The organism is Massilia sp. H6, assembly GCF_024802625.1.
In the GTDB taxonomy this organism is placed as follows: Bacteria; Pseudomonadota; Gammaproteobacteria; order Burkholderiales; family Burkholderiaceae_D; genus Telluria.
Genome location: NZ_CP103371.1, coordinates 1,024,432 through 1,043,681, shown reverse-complemented (window position 1 = coordinate 1,043,681; position 19,250 = coordinate 1,024,432). Strand labels below are relative to the sequence as shown.

19 protein-coding genes are annotated in these 19,250 nt (G+C 62.7%); 9 read left to right on the top strand and 10 right to left on the bottom strand.

Features of this window, described 5'->3' with window-relative positions; translation table 11 throughout:
* Positions 1-7: 7 nt before the first annotated feature.
* Positions 8-949 carry a phosphate acetyltransferase gene (locus NRS07_RS04670; protein ID WP_259211482.1) on the top strand — a complete coding sequence of 314 codons (942 nt, stop codon included), beginning with the start codon at positions 8-10 and terminating at the stop codon, positions 947-949.
* 4 nt (positions 950-953) lie between these two features.
* Positions 954-2,162, top strand: coding sequence for an acetate/propionate family kinase (locus NRS07_RS04665; protein WP_259213005.1), 1,209 nt, complete (start codon positions 954-956; stop codon positions 2,160-2,162).
* A 21-nt stretch (positions 2,163-2,183) separates the two neighbouring features.
* Here the strand turns inward: NRS07_RS04665 and ruvB are convergent, their stop codons facing one another.
* From ruvB to tyrS, 10 genes are all read right to left on the bottom strand, one after another.
* Positions 2,184-3,251, bottom strand: a complete 1,068-nt coding sequence (gene ruvB, locus NRS07_RS04660; protein ID WP_259211481.1) for a Holliday junction branch migration DNA helicase RuvB — start codon at positions 3,249-3,251, stop codon at positions 2,184-2,186.
* Between the two features lie 3 nt (positions 3,252-3,254).
* Positions 3,255-3,833: a Holliday junction branch migration protein RuvA gene (ruvA, locus tag NRS07_RS04655; RefSeq protein ID WP_259211480.1), complete on the bottom strand. Its 579-nt coding sequence runs from the start codon at positions 3,831-3,833 to the stop codon at positions 3,255-3,257.
* A gap of 18 nt (positions 3,834-3,851) precedes the next feature.
* A complete protein-coding gene (gene ruvC / locus NRS07_RS04650; RefSeq protein ID WP_259211479.1) occupies positions 3,852-4,388 on the bottom strand; it encodes a crossover junction endodeoxyribonuclease RuvC in 537 nt (178 codons plus the stop codon).
* Positions 4,389-4,517: 129 nt separating this feature from the next.
* The gene (gene purH / locus NRS07_RS04645) at positions 4,518-6,104 is read right to left on the bottom strand and encodes a bifunctional phosphoribosylaminoimidazolecarboxamide formyltransferase/IMP cyclohydrolase (RefSeq protein ID WP_259211477.1); all 1,587 of its coding nucleotides are present in this window, start codon (positions 6,102-6,104) and stop codon (positions 4,518-4,520) included.
* A gap of 90 nt (positions 6,105-6,194) precedes the next feature.
* Positions 6,195-6,428, bottom strand: coding sequence for a helix-turn-helix domain-containing protein (locus NRS07_RS04640; RefSeq protein WP_027865797.1), 234 nt, complete (start codon positions 6,426-6,428; stop codon positions 6,195-6,197).
* A gap of 85 nt (positions 6,429-6,513) precedes the next feature.
* The gene (dusB, locus tag NRS07_RS04635; RefSeq protein WP_259211475.1) at positions 6,514-7,575 is read right to left on the bottom strand and encodes a tRNA dihydrouridine synthase DusB; all 1,062 of its coding nucleotides are present in this window, start codon (positions 7,573-7,575) and stop codon (positions 6,514-6,516) included.
* 196 nt (positions 7,576-7,771) lie between these two features.
* On the bottom strand, positions 7,772-8,449 hold the full coding sequence (locus tag NRS07_RS04630) for a histidine phosphatase family protein (protein ID WP_259211474.1): 678 nt from the start codon (positions 8,447-8,449) through the stop codon (positions 7,772-7,774).
* Positions 8,450-8,478: 29 nt separating this feature from the next.
* On the bottom strand, positions 8,479-9,180 hold the full coding sequence (locus NRS07_RS04625) for a YbhB/YbcL family Raf kinase inhibitor-like protein (protein ID WP_259211472.1): 702 nt from the start codon (positions 9,178-9,180) through the stop codon (positions 8,479-8,481).
* A 56-nt stretch (positions 9,181-9,236) separates the two neighbouring features.
* On the bottom strand, positions 9,237-9,695 hold the full coding sequence (gene dtd / locus NRS07_RS04620) for a D-aminoacyl-tRNA deacylase (protein WP_259211471.1): 459 nt from the start codon (positions 9,693-9,695) through the stop codon (positions 9,237-9,239).
* A complete protein-coding gene (gene tyrS, locus NRS07_RS04615) occupies positions 9,692-10,969 on the bottom strand; it encodes a tyrosine--tRNA ligase (protein WP_259211470.1) in 1,278 nt (425 codons plus the stop codon). Before tyrS ends, dtd begins: the two co-directional genes overlap by 4 nt.
* A 148-nt stretch (positions 10,970-11,117) precedes the next feature.
* Between tyrS and NRS07_RS04610 the strand changes: the two genes are divergently transcribed.
* The 7 genes from NRS07_RS04610 (at position 11,118) to NRS07_RS04580 (ending at position 19,220) form a co-directional block, all read left to right on the top strand.
* A complete protein-coding gene (locus tag NRS07_RS04610; protein ID WP_259211469.1) occupies positions 11,118-12,482 on the top strand; it encodes a M23 family metallopeptidase in 1,365 nt (454 codons plus the stop codon).
* A 566-nt stretch (positions 12,483-13,048) separates the two neighbouring features.
* Entirely contained in the window at positions 13,049-13,789 is a 741-nt protein-coding gene (locus tag NRS07_RS04605; RefSeq protein WP_259213003.1) for a Crp/Fnr family transcriptional regulator, read from the top strand.
* A 21-nt stretch (positions 13,790-13,810) separates the two neighbouring features.
* Positions 13,811-16,102, top strand: coding sequence for a PAS domain S-box protein (locus NRS07_RS04600; RefSeq protein WP_307729918.1), 2,292 nt, complete (start codon positions 13,811-13,813; stop codon positions 16,100-16,102).
* Positions 16,103-16,126: 24 nt separating this feature from the next.
* The gene (locus NRS07_RS04595; RefSeq protein WP_259211468.1) at positions 16,127-16,945 is read left to right on the top strand and encodes a response regulator; all 819 of its coding nucleotides are present in this window, start codon (positions 16,127-16,129) and stop codon (positions 16,943-16,945) included.
* Positions 16,946-17,241: 296 nt separating this feature from the next.
* Positions 17,242-17,595: a collagen-like protein gene (locus tag NRS07_RS04590; RefSeq protein ID WP_259211467.1), complete on the top strand. Its 354-nt coding sequence runs from the start codon at positions 17,242-17,244 to the stop codon at positions 17,593-17,595.
* Positions 17,596-17,670: 75 nt separating this feature from the next.
* Positions 17,671-18,054 (top strand): response regulator, encoded by a 384-nt coding sequence (locus NRS07_RS04585; protein ID WP_259211465.1) that lies wholly within the window; start codon positions 17,671-17,673, stop codon positions 18,052-18,054.
* Positions 18,054-19,220 carry a sensor histidine kinase gene (locus tag NRS07_RS04580; RefSeq protein ID WP_259211464.1) on the top strand — a complete coding sequence of 389 codons (1,167 nt, stop codon included), beginning with the start codon at positions 18,054-18,056 and terminating at the stop codon, positions 19,218-19,220. Before NRS07_RS04585 ends, NRS07_RS04580 begins: the two co-directional genes overlap by 1 nt.
* Positions 19,221-19,250 lie beyond the last annotated feature (30 nt).

Genomic DNA, 19,250 nt, shown 5'->3' with positions numbered 1-19,250 from the left:
AGGAGCCATGACCACGCCGCATCCACAGTTCGACCGGTTGATCGACGCCGCCCGCCGCGTCGGGCCCGTGCGGGTCGCCGTGGCGCACCCATGCGACCGCTCGTCGCTCGAAGCTGCGCTGGACGCCTTCAAGATCGGGCTGATCGTTCCGGTCCTGATCGGGCCGCGCAGCCGCATCCTGCGCACCGCGGACGAGGGCGAGCTCGATATCGGCATGCTCGAATTGATCGACACGCCGCATAGTCATGCCTCGGCCGCGCGCGGCGTCGAACTGGTGCGGGCGGGCCAGGTGGAGGCACTCATGAAGGGCAGCCTGCATACCGATGAGCTCATGGGCGCCGTGATCAATGGCGTTACCGGCCTGCGCACCGCCAGGCGCTTGAGCCATTGCTTCGTGATGGAGGTGCCGGGACACCCCGAACCCCTGATCATCACCGATGCCGCGGTCAATATCATTCCAACCCTGGCCGACAAGGTCGACATCGTGCAAAACGCCATCGACCTCGCGCACGTGCTGGATTTTGAAGAAGTGCGGGTCGCCATATTGGCAGCAGTGGAAACGGTCAACCCCAAGATGCCAGCCACGATCGACGCTGCGGCGCTGTGCAAGATGGCAGACCGTGGCCAGATCACCGGCGCCCTGCTCGACGGGCCGCTGGCGATGGACAATGCGATCGACCCGGAAGCGGCGGCGATGAAAAACCTGGTTTCGCCGGTGGCCGGGCGCGCCAACGTGCTGGTCACCCCCGACCTGGAGGCAGGCAACATGCTGGCCAAGAGCCTGAGCTTCATGGCGGGAGCCGGGGCCGCCGGCATCGTGCTCGGCGCCCGGGTGCCGATCATCCTGACCAGCCGCTCGGATTCGGTAGAAGCGCGCCTTGCTTCGTGCGCGGTGGCGGTGCTGGTCGCGCATCGAAAGCTGGCCGGTGAACGCCTGCTGGGGGCTTGAGCCGATGGCGTCCACCGGCCAGATCCTGGTCCTGAACACGGGCTCGTCGAGCATCAAGTTTTCGCTGTACGAGAGCGGGGCCGCCGACTTGCTGCTCAAGGGGCTGGTCGAGAACCTGCAGACTGGGCCGACGCGGTTCCTGGTGCAGGATGCGGCGCATGACACCGTGCACGAACAGTCGTGGCCGCAGGCGCTCGATCATGCGGCGGGCATGCAGGCCCTGCTCGCCTTTCTCGATAGCAGTAGCCGCAGCGGCGGCGGCGGCGGCGACCAAGGCTTGCGCGCGGTCGGGCACCGCATCGTGCATGGCGGCGCGCTGTACAGCGGACCGGTACGCGTAAGCGAAGCGGTATTGGCCGAGCTCGACAAGCTGGTACCGCTGGCGCCCTTGCACCTGCCGCATAACCTGGCCGCGGTGCGGGCGGCGATGCAGATGGCGCCGGGCGTAATGCAGGTTGCCTGCTTCGATACCGCTTTCCACCGTTCGCAACCCGCACTGGCGCAAGCGTTTGCGCTGCCGCCCGAGATCACCGAGCTTGGCATCCACCGCTATGGCTTCCACGGCCTGTCGTACGAATACATCGCCAGTCGCCTGCCGCAGGCCGAACCGGCGCTGGCCGGCGCCAGGGTAGTGGCGGCGCACCTCGGCAACGGCGCCAGCATGTGCGCGATGCATGCCGGGCGCAGCGTGGCGAGTTCGATGGGCTTTACCGCCATCGACGGCTTGCCGATGGGGACCCGCTGCGGGGCGCTCGATCCGGGCGTGGTGCTCTACCTGATCGACCAGCTCGGAATGGATGTGGCGGCGGTCCAGGATCTGCTTTACCTGCAATCCGGCCTGCTGGGGGTGTCCGGGATCTCGTCCGACATGCGCACGCTCGAGGCCAGCGAGGCGCCGCGCGCGCAGCTGGCGATCGACCTGATGGTGTACCGGATCGGACGCGAGCTCGGTTCGATGGCGGCGGCGCTCGGCGGCATCGACGCCCTGGTGTTTTCGGGTGGAATCGGCGAAAACAGCGTCGCACTGCGCGCCGCCGTGTGCCGCGCCGCGGACTGGCTGGGCGTGCAGATCGATGCGCAAGCCAATGCCGCCCCCGGCAAGAGCGTGGTGCGCATCAGCGCGGCGGCAAGCGCGGTATCGGTGTGGGTGGTGCCCGCGAACGAAGAGTTGATGATTGCCCGCCACACGCTGGACATCGTCGAGCAGTCCTGACGCGCAGCGCCGCCGCTGTCCTTACGCCGGCGGCAGGCTGTCCCACAAATCGCCCGTCGGGCTGATGCGCGGGGCGGCTACGCCGAAGTGCCGGTAGGCCAGCGGGGTGGCGATGCGCCCGCGCGGGGTGCGCTGCAAATAGCCTTGCTGGATCAGGAAGGGTTCGAGCACGTCTTCGATGGTGTCGGCCGCTTCGCCGATGGCCGCCGCCAGGTTGCCGATGCCAACCGGCCCGCCGCCGAACTTGAACAGCACCGCTTCGAGCAGCTTACGGTCCATCACGTCGAAGCCGACCGAATCGACGTCGAGCATCTTCAGCGCCAGGTCGGCGACCGACTTGGTGATCTCGCCGTTACCCTTGACTTCGGCATAGTCGCGCACGCGCCGCAGCAGGCGGTTGGCAATCCGCGGCGTGCCGCGCGCGCGGAGGGCCACTTCGTGGGCGCCGTCGCGGTCGATCGGGGCGCCCAGCAGCGCTGCGCTGCGGGTAACGATCTTGGTCAGCTCGTCGACGTTGTAGAACTCGAGCCGGGCGACGATGCCGAAGCGGTCGCGCAGCGGGTTGGTCAGCATGCCGGCGCGGGTGGTGGCGCCGACCAGCGTGAACGGCTGCAGGTCGAGTTTCACCGAACGCGCGGCCGGGCCTTCGCCGATCATGATGTCGATCTGGTAGTCCTCTAGCGCCGGGTACAAAATCTCTTCGACCACCGGCGACAGGCGGTGGATCTCGTCGATGAACAGCACGTCGTTGCGCTCGAGATTGGTCAGCAGCGCTGCCAGGTCGCCCGGACGCTCGAGCACGGGGCCCGAAGTCTGGCGCAGGTTGACGCCCATCTCGCGCGCGATGATGTGCGCCAGCGTGGTCTTGCCCAGGCCAGGTGGGCCAAACAGCAGCGTGTGGTCGAGCGCTTCGCGGCGGTTGCGCGCGGCGTGGATGAAGATCTCGAGCTGGGCACGGATCTTTTCCTGGCCAACGTATTCTTCGAGCTGCTTCGGGCGCAAGGCGCGTTCGATCGCCTCTTCGTTGGGCGACGCCGGAGCCGCGTCGATGACGCGCTGTTCGGTGAAATTGTCGGTCTGGATGCTCATTGCTTATGCTTTGGAGAGCGCCTTGAGCGCAAATTTGATGCCGTCGGAAACTGAGCTGCCTGTCGGCATGTTCTTGGTCGCGAGCAGCGCTTCTTTGTCAGAATACCCCAACGCGGCCAGCGCATTGAGTACGTCGGCCTGGGCGTCGTCGCGCACGGCGCCGGCCACCATGCCAAGGTCGGCGCCGAGCTTGCCCTTGAGTTCGAGCAGCAGGCGCTCGGCGGTCTTCTTGCCCACGCCCGGCACCTTCACCAGGCGCCCGGTTTCCTGCAAGGTGACGGCCTGCGACAGCTCGGCCACCGTCATGCCAGACAGGATCGACAGCGCCATGCGTGCACCGACGCCGGTGATCTTGATCAGCTGGCGAAACAGCGCGCGTTCAGAGCCAGTGCCGAAGCCGAACAGCAGGTGCGCGTCTTCGCGCACGATCAGGTGGGTAAACAGCACCACCCGTTCGCCGGTATGCGGCAGGTTGTAGAAGGTGCTCATCGGTACGTCGATTTCATAGCCGACGCCGTTGCAATTTACCAGCACGTGAGGCGGCGCTTTTTCGAGCAGGATGCCTTCGATTCGACCGATCATCGCTGTTTCCTTTTGTTTTTAGACGAGACGGCTGCGCTTCATGCGCAGCGTGGTGGTGCTGGCGGTGAGCGCGCCGAGCAGGGCCAGGGTGTCGATGCTGTGGGCGTGGCAGATGGCCACGCCGAGCGCGTCGGCGGCGTCGCTCCCGGGCAGGCCGGGCAACTTGAGCAGGCGCGCGACCATGTCCTGCACTTGCGCCTTGGCCGCCCTGCCGGTACCGACCACGGCCTGCTTGACCTGCACCGCGGTGTATTCGGCAACCTCGAGGTCGGCGCCAACCAGGGCCGTGATCGCCGCGCCACGCGCCTGCCCCAGCAGCAGCGTCGATTGCGGATTCACGTTCACAAACACTTTTTCAATGGCCGCGCAGCCAGGCTGGTAGGCGGCGATGATCTCGCTGACACCCTTCAATATGACCTTGAGCCGCGGCGGCAGTGCGCCTTCCAGGCCCGTCTTGATGGTGCCGGATGCGATATAGCGCAGTGTCGTGCCGTGTTTTTCAATGACGCCGAAGCCCGTCGTGCGCAGGCCAGGGTCGATGCCGAGAATAATCATTGTGGAATGATATACGGCGCCAGCGCATTAGTGGGAAAAATACTGTGTAAAAACACAGGTGATGGGTAGGCGAGGCTTGCGATGGCGATCGGGACAAAGGTGGGCGGACGCGCCGCCCACCTTGCAACATCAATGACGGAAGTGACGGGTGCCCGTGTACAACATCACAACGCCGCGCTCATCGGCCGCGTCGATCACTTCCTGGTCGCGCATCGAGCCGCCCGGATGGATCACGCAGGTCGCGCCTGCATCGACCACCACGTCGAGCCCGTCGCGGAACGGGAAGAAGGCGTCCGAGGCTACAGCCGAACCGGCCAGCGACAGGCCAGCATTCTGGGCCTTGATCGAGGCGATGCGGGCCGAGTCGATACGGCTCATCTGGCCGGCGCCCACGCCGAGCGTCATGCCGTTGGCGCAGAACACAATTGCGTTCGATTTCACGAACTTGGCCACGCGCCAGGCGAACATCATGTCTTGCAGTTGCTGCTGGGTCGGCTGCTTCTTGCTGACCACACGCAGTTCGCCCAAGCCCACGTTCTTGGCGTCCGGCGCCTGCACCAGCAGGCCGCCGCCGACGCGCTTGACGTCGTAGGGATTCTGGCTGTCGCCCAGCGGGATTTCGAGCAGGCGCACGTTCTGCTTGGCTGCCATCACCTGGCGCGCTTCGGCGGTGAACGATGGCGCGATCAGCACCTCGACGAACAGCTGGGAGATGGCCTGGGCCGCGCGGGCGTCGACTTCGACGTTGAAGGCGATGATGCCGCCGAAGGCCGAGGTTGGATCGGTCTGCAGCGCGCGCGCGTAGGCGTCCAGTGCATCGCTGCCGATCGCCACGCCGCAAGGGTTGGCGTGCTTGACGATCACGCAGCCGGCCGGCTGCTGCATTCCGCCTAGCGACTTGACGCATTCCCAGGCCGCATCGGCATCGGCGATGTTGTTGTACGACAGTTCCTTGCCCTGCAGCTGGGTATACGCGGCCAGGGCACCGGCGCCCGGCACCAGGTCGCGGTAGAACGCGGCGCCCTGGTGCGGGTTCTCGCCATAGCGCATGTCCTGGACCTTCTCGAAGCTCATGTTCAGGGTCTGCGGATAGCTGGTGCGGGTGGCATGCAGGCGGTCGTCGCCCAGGCTGGTCAGGTAGTTAGTGATGGCGCCATCGTATTGCGCGGTGTGCGCAAACACCTTCTTGGCCAGGCGGAATTTGGTTTCGGTGCTGACCGGTCCGGCACTGGCGCCCGTGCCTTTCATTTCCGCCAACACCACGCCGTAGTCGGACGGATCGCAGATCACGACCACGTCGCGGTGGTTCTTGGCGGCCGAGCGCAGCATGGTGGGGCCGCCGATGTCGATGTTTTCGATCGCGTCTTCCAACGAGCAGTCGAGCTTGGCGACGGTTTGCTGGAATGGATACAGGTTAACAACGACCATGTCGATCTGCCCAATGCCGTGTTCTTCCAGCTTGGCGACGTGCTCGGGAAAGTCGCGGCGCGCCAGGATGCCGCCGTGTACCTTTGGGTGCAGGGTCTTGACCCGGCCGTCGAGCATTTCCGGGAAGCCGGTGTAGTCAGCGACTTCTGTCACCTGCACGCCGTTTTCTTGCAGCAGCTTGGCGGTGCCGCCGGTGGACAGGATGTTAACACCGAGAGTCGCCAGCGCCTTCGCGAAATCGAGGACGCCAGTCTTGTCGGAGACGGAAATGAGTGCTTGTTTGATCATGGTGTGGCCTGTTGTTGAGAATTGGTGCGTCCGGGCGCGCGGACCTTGTACCGGCCGCGCCCCAACGCACGGCCCACGCCATGCAATACCTTAGAGCAGCCCGTGCTCCTGGAGTTTCTTGCGCAGGGTATTCCGGTTGATGCCCAGCATCTGCGCCGCGTGCGACTGGTTGCCATCGGCGCGCGTCATCACCACTTCGAGGACAGGTTTTTCCACCGTCAGGACCATCATGTCGTAGATGTTCGTCGGCTTTTGCTCGCCCAAATCGTTGAAATAATCCTCGAGGCTTTTCTGGACAACTTCCTGGATACTTTCTTTGCTCATGTTCTCTGCTGCTTCATCCTGGTTAATGTTCTCGCGCTGCTAACGCAGCGTGTCCCCGTTGATTCTGTTTTTATGCACTGCTTGTTCATGCTGCCATTGCCGCATCGGCAGGGAGCGCGTCGTTTAGTGCGTCGCGTAGCGCGTCGCGTAGCGCGGGGCGGTATTGTAACCGCTCGCCCAGCTCAAGCTGCGAACTGAAAAACATATCGACCGCCGCCAGTTGCTCGGCCGTCGATTCCAGCAAGTTCATGCGCTGGCGGAAATCTTCGCCGCCGGGCAGGTCTTGCACGTACCAGCCGATGTGCTTGCGGGCCGAGCGTACGCCGACAAAGTCGCCATAGAAAGCGTAATGCGCCGGTAAGTGTTCGTTCATCAGCGCGCGCACTTCTTCTACCAGCGGCGCCGGCAGGTGTTCGCCGGTGCGCAGGTAATGGTCGATCTCGCGGCAGATCCAGGGGCGACCCTGGGCGGCGCGGCCGATCATCACGGCATCGGCGCCGGTGTAGTCGAGCACGAATTTCGCCTTTTCCGGCGTCGTGATGTCGCCGTTGGCAACCACCGGTATGCGCACCGAGGCTTTCACGGCGCGGATGGTGTCGTATTCGGCGTCGCCCTTGTAGCCGTCGGCGCGGGTACGGCCGTGCAGGGTCAGCATCTGGATGCCGGCCTGTTCCGCAATGCGCGCGATGCGCAGTGCATTCTTGTTCTGACGATCCCAGCCGGTGCGGAATTTCAGCGTGACCGGCACGTCCACCGCGTCCACCACGGCGTGCAGGATGCGCTCGACCAGGTCTTCGTGCTGCAGCAGCGCGGAGCCGCACCAGCTGTTGCACACCTTCTTGACCGGGCAACCCATGTTGATGTCGATGATCTGGGCACCGCGTTCGACGTTGAACCTTGCGCAATCGGCAAGATCTTTCGGATCGGCACCGGCAATCTGCACCGCTTTCGGTTCCATTTCCCCGGTGTGGTCGGTGCGGCGCGAGGTCTTTTCGCTGGCCCACAGGCGCGGGTTCGACGCCGCCATCTCGGACACGGCGTAACCGGCGCCGAGCTGCTTGCACAGTTGGCGAAACGGCCGGTCCGTCACCCCGGCCATGGGAGCGACGAAGACGTTATTACGCAGGATATAAGGTCCGATTTGCAAAGCGGAAATCTCAGAAGTTTCTCGGGGAACCTATTATTTTACCTCATTCGCTGCTCAAATTATCGGCAGAATTTTTGGGGTGTGTTGTTTGTGTGATATTGGCAGAAGGGATGGGTGGCGCTAGATCTTCAGCTGGCAAGGTGCAGCTTGATTGCCGTTTGCGCCAATACAGACGGGCACGTTGTCCAATTAGAACTTAAGTCAAATCATCCAGGACAGCCGGCTGAAGATGGCCCACCTCGCCCCAGCTCATCAGCCGCAATTCACCCTTTTCCACCGCGAACCGGTTCACGCTGGCATTGAGTACCTTGAAATCGCGCGCGGTTTCCAGCGACAGGCCCAGAGCCGCGCGGTAGGCGCATTCGAGTACCCCGCCGTGGGCCACCAGCGCCAGCGTCTGGCCGGGATGCATGGCGGCATGGTGCAGTATCGCCGCCGTTACCCGGTCGTAAAACTGGCGGAAACTCTCGCCTCGGTTTGTTCCTGGCGGCAAGACGCCATCGACGTCACGGGCCTGCCAGGCCGCGAATTCCACCGGGAAGCGGGCCGCAATCTCGCTGTATAGCATGCCTTCGAAGCCGCCATAACAGCGCTCGCGCAGCGCCGGATCGGTGCCGACGCCCATGCCGCGTTCACGGGCGATGGCCTCGGCAGTCTGGCGCGCCCGGGCCAGGTCGCTGGAAATGATGCGATCGATCCGCTCGGGAGCCAGCGCGGCGGCCAGCAGCGCAGCCTGGCGCTCGCCTGCGGCATTCAGGGCAATGTCGAGATGACCCTGGAGCCGCCGCTCGGCGTTCCAGGCGGTTTCGCCATGACGGATCAATAAAATGGTGGTGGGCTGTGACGCCTTGTCGTTCGAAAGCATGAGGTCCATTTGCCCGAACCTCGGGGCGGATTAGTGTGTCAGGTGGTGAAGGAAGGTGGAAAGGCCGGATCGGGCGCTGGGTTGGGCGTCGGGTGCAGCGCCGGGTTAAGCGTATAGGTGCCGAAGGTCCGCGCTTCGTCCAGGATGTGGCCGCGAATGGCCTGGCGCAGCCGAACACCGGTAAAGCTGCCTTCGAGCGGCAGGCGCGCAATGTCGAGCGCATACAGGGTGAAGACATACGTATGCACCCGCTCGTCGTTCCAGGGGGGGCAAGGCCCGTCATAGCCATAATATTCGCCGGCCATGTCCGGGTCGCTGGCGAACCAGGCCGTGTAGTCGTTGATTCCGTGACGCAACTGGTGTTCGGTGCCGTTCTTGATCGTGAACGGCACGAGCGGCCCCGGCTTGCCGTGGGGAGTCACCATGTCGGAGAACACACCTTCCGGGAAGGATTTGATGACCACCGGGATGTCGACCAGCGTCCAGTGAAAAAAGTCGACCCGCGGCAGGGTATCAGGAACAGACTTGCCCTCTTGGTTGACCAATTCGCTACTTGCGGGCACATCGGGGTCGTGGCAGATCAGGGCCAGCGACTTGCTGCCGGGCGGAATATCGTCCCAGGCAAGATGCGGGCTGCGGTTACTGGACAGCCTGAGGTGCCTGGCCGGATCGACGACCGCAAACGCGCATTCGGGCGCAATTGCCTCGCCTTCGATGAATGAATCGCTCCAGATTCGCATACGCCCTCCCCCCTATTGCTATTGACAAGCGCAATGGGCGCCGGTTTCGGTGCAATTCAACGCGCGATACCGACCGGATCAACCTGAAGCCAGAAAGTCACCGGCCCGTCATTCACCAGGCCAACTTTCATGTCGGCCCCGAACTGGCCGGTTTCAACGATGCCATGCCGTTGACGCGCCGTGCGCACGATATGGTCAAACAAACGCCGCCCGTCTTCTGGCGCGGCCGCCGGCGAAAACGAGGGACGCGTGCCCGACCGGGTGTCGGCCGCCAGGGTAAACTGGGGCACCAGCAGCAAGCCGCCGGCGGTGTCGGTAATGCTGCGGTTCATCTTGCCGGCTTCGTCCGGAAACACCCGGTAGCCCAGCAGCTTGGCCAGCAAGGCATCGGCTTCGCGCTCGGTATCGCCCTTTTCGGCGCACAGCAGCACCATCAGGCCGGCACCGATGGCGCCAACCACGGCGCCATCGACACGCACGCTGGCTTCACTGACACGTTGCAGCAGACCAATCATTCGACCGGAGCAGCGCCAAAGGTCACACGGGCAAACTTGCGCTTACCCACTTGCATCACGAAGGTGCCGGCGTCGAGCTTGAGCGCCTTGTCGCTGATGACGGCGCCATCGACGCGCACCCCGCCCTGGTCGATCATGCGCATCGCTTCCGAGGTCGACGCGCACAGGCCCGCCTGCTTCAGCAATTGCGCCACGCCCATGGGCGCTCCGGACAGGCTGATTTCCGGCACATCGTCGGGGATGCCGCCCTTAGAGCGGTTGACGAAGTCGGCCAGCGCGTCCTCGGCCGCCTGGGCCGAGTGAAAGCGCGCCACGATTTCCTTGCCGAGAGCCACTTTCGCATCACGCGGATTGGCGCCGCCCGCCACCCCGGCCTTGACCGCCTCGATCTCGGCGAGCGAACGGAAGGACAGCAGGTTGTAGTACTTCCACATCATGTCATCGGAAATACTCATCAGCTTGCCGAACATCGTGTTCGGCGCTTCGGTAATACCAATATAGTTATTCTTCGACTTGGACATCTTTTCGACGCCGTCCAGGCCCTCGAGCAGCGGCATCGTCAAGATGCATTGCTGCTCTTGTCCGTAGTCTTTCTGAAGCACACGGCCCACCAACAGGTTGAATTTCTGGTCGGTGCCCCCAAGTTCGAGATCCGCCTTTAACGCGACCGAATCATAGCCCTGCATCAAAGGGTAAAGGAACTCGTGGACCGCAATCGGTGTCCCACTCTTGTAGCGCTTGGTGAAATCATCACGCTCCATCATCTGAGCAACTGTATAACGCGAAGCAAGCTGGATCATGCCACGTGCACCCAGCGGATCGCACCACTCTGAGTTGTAGCGAATTTCCGTGCGCGAAGCGTCCAGCACCAGCGACGCCTGACGGAAATAGGTCATGGCATTTTCCTCGATCTGCTCGCGCGTCAGCGGCGGACGGGTAGCGTTTCGGCCTGACGGGTCGCCAATCATCGACGTAAAGTCGCCGATCAGGAAAATCACCTGATGGCCCAGGTCTTGCAGCTGGCGCATTTTGTTCAGTACTACCGTATGACCCAAATGCAGGTCGGGCGCGGTCGGGTCCAGGCCCAGTTTGATGCGCAAGGGCGTGCCGGTCTGCTCGGAACGCGCCAGTTTCTGGGCAAATTCGCTCTCGATCAGCAGTTCATCGACACCGCGCTTGGTAATGGCCAGCGCCTCACGCACCCTGTCTGTCAGTGGCAGCGGAACGGAAGTATTCACCGGGGTAGCGTTACCCGGCGGAACAATTAAAGTCATAAATTCTTGTAGGAAATTGGCTAAAGCGGTTGTAGGACCAGATCTTTTGGTATAATGCCCGATCCCGTTTCTATTTCCTGTAGAAAACTTTTCAAATCTACAAGAAATAGGAATCCTGGAAGTTCAGCCGCAAATTTTAACTGATTGCATGAACATTACACATAAAATTACCCCTAAAAGCCTGCTCCAACTGGTGCCGGTCACCCGCAAGGCGCGCATCCTCGGCGCCGGCGCTGTGTTCCTGAGCGTGTGTGCCTTCAGCGCCATTGGTGTCTCACCGATCGCTACCGACACGTCCGAGGTCGAAGTGAAATCGATCCAGCAGAACCTGGAAATGCCGAACCTGGCAGACCAGATCGCTGCCCTCCAGCAAAACGAGCAGCTCTTCGTCCACGAAGAGCGCATCCGTCCTGGTGATTCGATCGGCTCCCTGTTCAATCGCCTTGGCGTCGACGATGCGCAAGCGCAAAAATTCGTCCGCACCGACAAGACCGCACGCCGCCTGCTGTCGCTCAAGACCGGCAAGCGCGTCCAGGCTGAAACCGATGAAAATGGCCTGCTGCTGTCGATGCGCGCCACGATCGCCGATGCCAAGGGTGGCGATGCCCGCCAGGTGACGGTCGAGCGCAAGGGTGAAGCATTCGTCGCCATCGAAGCGCCGGCCAAGCTCGAGCGCCGCGTCGAGATGCGTTCGCGCGAAATCCAGAGCTCGCTGTACTCGGCTACCGACTCCAACGTCGACGGTGGCAGCATGCCTGACTCGGTGGTCGGCCAGATCGTCGAGATGTTCTCGACCAATATCGACTTCCGCTCGGACATCAAGCGCGGCGACCGTTTCAGCGTCGTCTACGAAACTTTCTGGCTCGACGGTGAACTGGTCAAGACCGGCCGCATCCTGGCTGGCGAATTCGTCAACCGCGGCGTGAGCTATCAGTCGGTCTGGTACGAAGATCCGCTGACCAAACAGGGCGGCTATTACAGCCTGGACGGCAAGGCATTGAAAAAGGCCTTCCTCAAGTCGCCGCTGGAATTCTCGCGGATTTCGTCGGGCTTCTCGATGCGCGTGCACCCGCTGTCGGGTAAGTGGAAAGCGCACAAGGGCGTCGACTACGCCGCCTCACAGGGCACCCCGATCCGCGCAGTGGCGGACGGTACGGTCGATTTCGCTGGCAATAGCGGTGGCTACGGCAACCAGGTTGTTGTAAAACACTGGTCGAACTACAGCACCGCCTACGCCCACATGAGCCGCTTCGCTCCTGGCCTGCGCAAGGGCGCCCGGATCAGCCAGGGCCAGGTCATCGGCTATGTCGGCTCGACCGGCTGGTCGACCGGCCCGCACCTGCACTACGAGTTCCGCGTAGCAGGCACTGCCAAGGATCCGAACAAGTTCAAGTCGCTGGCGCAACAGCCCCTGAGCCCGACGGAGCTCAAGCGCTTCCGCATGGCCGCCGCCGACATGAATCACCGCTTCTCGCTGCTGGCTCCAAGCGGCAATGCCATGGCAGCGCGCTGATCCGCTCTTGCTGACGCCAAAAGCCCCGCCGCATCGTGCATGCCGCGGGGTTTTTTGTTCGGGCGCGGGCCTGGGCTGGCGCCCTGGACAGGTTTACGCCCGACCCGGGCCGATGCCGGCGCCGCAGCCCGGCAATTTGTCCTGCCAGCACCATCAGGCAAGGAATAAACGCCGCCCATCCCTGTTGCTGGAATGCCCACGCCAGGGCCATGAGCTTGCTGCTCGCCAGCATCATTGCCGGCGACGATAGTGGGTGGCGCCATTGAGCGAAGGCGATTCCCGGGTAACTTGTCTTGCTTGGTATGAGGTGCATGTCGAGACTTTCCGTAAACACTTCCTGATACTTCGGCACGACATCATGCAAGAGAAGGAAATGCCGGCAGCACATCTGTTTCCAGCGTTTTGCTTCCGTATTGCACTATCTCCTGTTAAATGAGCAAGCTCTGTTCGGTACCGCGCTCAAACAACGTAAAAATTTCATCCTAGAAATTTATAGGTTTTATCCCCCCCTGCGTGCTACCCTCTCCGACCTAGCAGTTTTCTCATCACCAGGCAGCGCGCCGACCATGCAAGACCCGAACCACAACCATCTACTCGCAGCCCTGCTCGAACCTGAGTTCGATCGCCTTGCCCCACATCTTCAATTAGTTCCGCTAAGGCTAGGCGATGTGCTGTGCGAATCCAGCGCCAAGATCGATTTCGTGTACTTCCCGACGACGGCGATTATTTCGATTCACTACCTGCTGGAAAACGGTGGCTCATCGGAAATTGCCGGTGTCGGTAACGAGGGGATGTTCGGGGTTGCACTCTTCATGGGCGGCAGCACGACGCCGAGCCGCGCCGTGATCCAGACCGGCGGCTTCGGTTATCGCTTGCCGGCCCGCATCCTGACCGAGGAATTCGACCGTTTCGGCCCGGCGATGCGCCTGCTGCTGCGCTACACCCAGGCCCTGCTGACCCATATGTCGCAGACCGCGGTATGCAACCGCCACCACACCGTGGAACAGCAGCTGTGCCGCTGGCTGCTGCTCACGCTCGACCGTCTCGGCACAGGCGAGCTCACGATGACGCAGGAATTAATCTCCAACATGCTCGGCGTGCGGCGTGAAGGCGTCACCGAAGCGGCCGGCCGGCTGCAGGCGCATGGCTATATCAGCTCGCGGCGCGGTCATATCACCGTGATCGACCGGGCCGGCCTGGAACGCCATGTCTGCGAATGCTATGGCGTGGTCAAGAAGGAATTCGGGCGGCTGCTGTCGGACGTGCGTCAACGCCAGCCTTCATCGGCGGCGAGCCGGTCGGCCTGATAGCGGCCACCGGATAGCCCCATGAAAAACCAACGACATTTTTCCGTCGAGCGCCTGTTGGCCAGCGCCTTGGCCGCGACCTTTATTGTACTGGTGGTGGTCAGCGCCATTGCCCTGGACGAGGGTGCGGTCACCGCCCCGGCGGCACTGCGCATCGGCGCCAGCCTTGGCTTGCTGCTGTGCACGCTGGGAGGCTTGCTGCTGCTGGCCCGCCAGGGAGCGCGCCAGCGCAGCGCCACCCAGGCAAAGGTGGCCTCGGCGCCCTTGCTCAAGGCCGGCGCGCTGCAAGATGCCATCTTCAACAGCGCCAATTTCTCGAGCATCGCCACCGATGCCGAGGGAGTGATCCAGATCTTTAACGTCGGCGCCCAGCGCATGCTCGGCTATGCACCCGAGGACGTGGTCAACAAGCTGACCCCAGCCAGCATTTCGGATGGACAAGAGCTGATCGACCGCTCGACAGCACTGAGCGGCGAGTTCGGCGTCCCGATCCGTCCTGGCTTCGACGCGCTGGTCTACAAGGCTACGCGCGGTATCGAGGACATCTACGAGCTGACCTATATCCGCGCCGACGGCACCCGCTTTCCGGCGCTGGTATCGGTGACCGCCCTGCACGGCGCCGACAAGGAAGTGATCGGTTTCCTGCTGATCGGCACCGACAATACGGCGCGCAAGCAGGTCGAAGCCGAACAGGCCCTGCTTGATCAGCGCCTGCGCGACCAGCATTTCTACACGCGCTCGCTGATCGAATCGAACATCGACCCGCTGATTACGACCGACCCGCGCGGCATGATCAGCGACGTCAACCAGCAGACCGAGATGCTGACCGGCCGTACCCGGGACGAACTGATCGGCGCACCATTCAAGAGCTGCTTTACCGAGCCCGAGCGCGCCGATGAAGCCATCACCCGCGTGCTGCACGAGGGCAAGTTGACCAATTATGAGTTGACGGCGCTGGCCCGCGACGGCAAGAAGACCGTGGTCTCGTTCAATGCAACCACCTTCCACAACCGCGACCGCAAGTTGCAGGGGGTGTTCGCCGCGGCGCGCGATGTCACCGAGCGCAAGCAGTTCGAACACGCGCTGCAGGAAACCAATATCGAGCTCGACGCTGCCAGGGAAGCGGCCGAGAAGGCCAACCGCGCCAAATCCGAATTCTTGTCGAGCATGAGCCACGAGCTGCGCACCCCGCTCAATGCGGTGCTCGGCTTTGCCCAGCTGATGGGATCGGAAACCCCGGCCCCGGACCCGCGCCAGCAACGCTCGATCGACCAGATCCTCAAGGGCGGATGGTATTTGCTGCGCCTGATCAACGAAATTCTCGACCTGTCGATGATCGAAGCCGGCAAGGTGACGATGTCGCAAGAATCGATGTCGATCAATGAGGTCTTGCAAGACTGCAAGGGCATGATCGAACCGCAGGCCACCAAGCGCGGCATTGCAATGCGCTTCCCCGAGCTCGGCAATATCTTCTATGTGCATGCCGACCGCACCCGCATCAAGCAGGTCATGATCAACCTGTTGTCGAACGCCATCAAATACAACGGCATCGGCGGCAGCGTGATCGTGGAATGCTCGGACAACGACAGCGATCGCGTCCGCATCAGCGTCGAGGACTCCGGCGCCGGCCTGTCGGCGGACCAGCTGGCGCAACTGTTCCAGCCATTTAACCGCCTTGGCCAGCACGACAGCATCGAAGAAGGCACCGGCATCGGACTGGTCGTGACCAAGCAGCTGGTCGAACTGATGGGCGGCCGGATTGGCGTCGACAGCGTGGTCGGCAAGGGCACGGTGTTCTGGGTGGAATTCGCGGCATCGGCAGCGCCGACGCTGGCACTGAGCAACATCGACGAGGATTCGCTCGAACGGCGCCTGGCGTCGCCAGAATTGGGCGAGCAGTCGACCTTGCTGTACGTCGAGGACAACCCTGCCAATCTTGCGCTGGTCGAACAATTGATCGCGCGCCGCGGCGACCTGAAACTGCTGACGGCGATCGACGCCCATCTGGGCATCGAACTGGCACGCACCTACCTGCCCGACGTCATCCTGATGGATATCAACCTGCCCGGCATGAGCGGCTACGGGGCACTCAAGCGCCTGCGCGAAGATCCGCTCACGGCGCATATCCCGGTCATGGCGCTGTCGGCCAATGCCGTTCCGCGCGATATCGAAAAAGGTCTGGAAGCCGGGTTCTTCCGGTATCTTACGAAACCGATCCGTGTTCATGAGTTCATGAATGCCCTTGACGTCGCGCTGGTGCAGGCTGCCAGCACCTGTCCGCCACTGCCGGCTGACTATGATCAAGAACAATAGCCGATGTCACTCTCGAGGAAATCCATGCTTGAACCCAGCGAAATTCTGAACGCCACCATCCTGATCGTGGATGACCAGGAAGCGAACGTCATGCTGCTCGAGATGATGCTGCGCAATGAAGGGTATCAACACATCACGACCACGCAGGACCCGCGCCAGGTCTGCAGACTGCACGCGGAGCACCATTTCGACCTGATCCTGCTCGATCTGCACATGCCCGACATGGACGGCTTCGAAGTGATCGAAGCGCTCAAGCACATCGAGACCGGTGGCTACCTGCCGGTACTCGTGATCACGGCCCAGCCTGCACACAAACTGCGCGCCCTGAAAGCGGGAGCGAAGGATTTCGTCAGCAAACCATTTGACTTCGTCGAGGTGCAGACGCGCATCCACAACATGCTCGAAGTGCGCTTGCTGTACCGCAGGCTGGGCGACCACAACCGCCTGCTCGAGCAGACCGTACTCGAGCGCACCGCCGAGTTGCGCCAGAGCGAAGCGCGTTTCCAGCGCTTTACCGAACTCTCGTCAGACTGGTACTGGGAGCAAGACGCCGATGGACAATTGACGCAGTTCTCCGGTCCGGTGGAAGAAATGCTCGGCATCAGCAGCGCAACGCCCGAGGAACAGGCTGCGGCCGGCTGGAATGTGCAGCAACGCGGCACGCTCGACACCATGATCGCGAACCGCCAGCCCTTCCTCGACTTCGTCTACAGCCGGACCCTGCCCGATGGACGGATCCAATACCTGCAAGTGAGCGGCGAACCCATGTTCGACAGCGCCAGCGTGTTTACCGGCTATCGGGGTATCGGGCTGGACATTACCGAACGCATGCCGCGCGCCTGATACACCCGCGCCTGCCGCCTGCGTTCGCGCACGGCGGCAGCGCCCCATCGCGGTCCGCTTCCCCTGGCTGGCCCAGCACATCCTGCCTCCCCCCTCCCTGTCTGTGTACGGTTCCGAACGGAACTAACGCAAACCGGAGCGCATGATGCATCCACTCCCCGCTACCGTACCGCCTTCGTCGAGTCGACCCAGGCAGCGCCTCCCGGCCGATTTCCCCCAACCGCCATGTCGAACGCGTGCCCGACGCCGTCGAGCCGTTCTGCCTGCTGCCGCACTCCCTGACCAAAGGATTCACCATGAAACATTCCCTGATTCTGCTCACGCTCGCCGCCACCATCACCCTGTCGGCCTGCCAGCGCGAAGCGCCACCGCCTGTAGTGCAGGTCGTCGCCGGTCCTGCCGGCGCGCCTGGCGCCACCGGCGCTACCGGTGCCACCGGCGCCGAAGCCCAGCCAGGTGCGACCGGCGCGACTGGCGCCACGGGTGCCACCGGCACTGAAGGCGCCCAGGGCCAGGTCGGTGCTACCGGCTACGACGGCGCTAAAGGCAACACCGGCAACACCGGCGCGACCGGCGCGCAAGGCTATGACGGTGAAAAAGGCGACAAGGGCCGTACCGGCGACACCGTGATCGTCGTGCCTGAGCGTTAAACCCCGGCGCTGGCGGCCAGTCCGCCAGCAGCGAGCACGCATGATCCGACAAACGAGTACAACAGGGAGAACAGCATGATCCTGATAGCAGACGATGATTCGGACTTTGCAGAAAACTGTTCCATGATGCTGGAACTGCATGGCTACGACGTCAGCGTGGTAGCCAGTGGAACCCAAGCGCTGGAAACTATTTCCAGCCAGGAGCCCGAGCTGCTCATTTCCGATTGCAGCATGCCTGGCATGACCGGCCTGGAACTGAGCCAGGAGCTCAAGGCCCGGCCATCGTGCAAGCCGCTTCCCATCTTGCTGATGAGCGGCTCGCTGAAATGCAAGGCGGCCCCGGGAACCAGTTACGACGCCTTTTTGAGAAAACCGTTTCTTGCAGAAGAGTTGTTATTCGCCGTGCGCACATTGCTGCCGAACGGCGCCCGTGCCCCATCGGTACAACCAGGCTATTAATGAAATTATCAGACTTCATCCGCAACAATCTTGAATGCATCTTGCAAGAATGGGAAGACTTCGCGTCGACCCTGGCACCGCTTGCCGATGCAAACAAGAAAGAACTTCGTGATCATGCTGCAGCCGTGCTGAAAGTCGTCGCCGACGACCTCGATACGCCACAGGCCGAGCACGAAAGCATTGCCAAGTCGAAGGGCCAGGGACCGCAGGCGGCGGACGACACCGCAGCCGAGATCCATGCAGCCGACCGGGTCGCCTCGGGCTTTACTGGCGAACATGTCATGGCAGAATACCGTGCGCTGCGTTCGAGCGTGCTGCGCCTGTGGGCACGCCAGGTCGACATCACGACCGCCGGCGACATCCAGGACATGATCCGTTTCAACGAATCAATCGACCAGGCCCAGACTGAATCGATGACGCGCTATGCAAAAATGCTGCGCGAAGCCCAGAACCTGTTCCTGGCCATTCTTGGCCACGATGTCCGTACCCCGCTCGGCGCCATCAGCATGGGCGCGCAGGTATTGATGCAAGACCAGAGTCTGCCATCGAAAGTGCTGAAAGTCGCCCTGCGCATTTTCAACAGCTCCAAGCGCATGGATGCAATCGTCCGCGACCTGCTCGATTTTTCCACAACGCACCTGGGCGACGGCATCCCGGTCGATCCACATACAGTGGACCTGGCCGAGATCGGCCATGGCGTGGTCGAAGAAGCCCGGACTTTCCATCCGGACCGCCGCATCGACCTGGTGGTCGAAGGCGACCTGAAAGGGGCCTGGGACGGCGCCCGCATGTCGCAGGCGTTTTCCAACCTGATCACCAACGCGGTTCAGCACGGCAACCCGGAAACCCCGGTCAAGGTGGCCATGCGCGGCCTGCCGACCGAAGTGGTGTATGAGGTCAGCAACGATGCCGACGTGATTCCGACATCCAAGCTGCGCACCCTGTTCGACCCGGTAAAGCGTTTTGCGATTCGCCCCGCCAGCGAACGCGCCGCGACACGCACGCAAAACCTGGGACTGGGACTGTACGTGGTCAAGCAGATCGTCGCTGCCCACGAAGGCGAGGTATCGGTACGCTCGAGCGAACACGACGGCGTTATCTTCTCCGCGCGCTTGCCGCGCGTGATGCCCAATCGCAGGAACGACGACCCGCCGCCAGCCGGATAAGTCTGGTCACCGGCCTGGCTTATCCGGCAT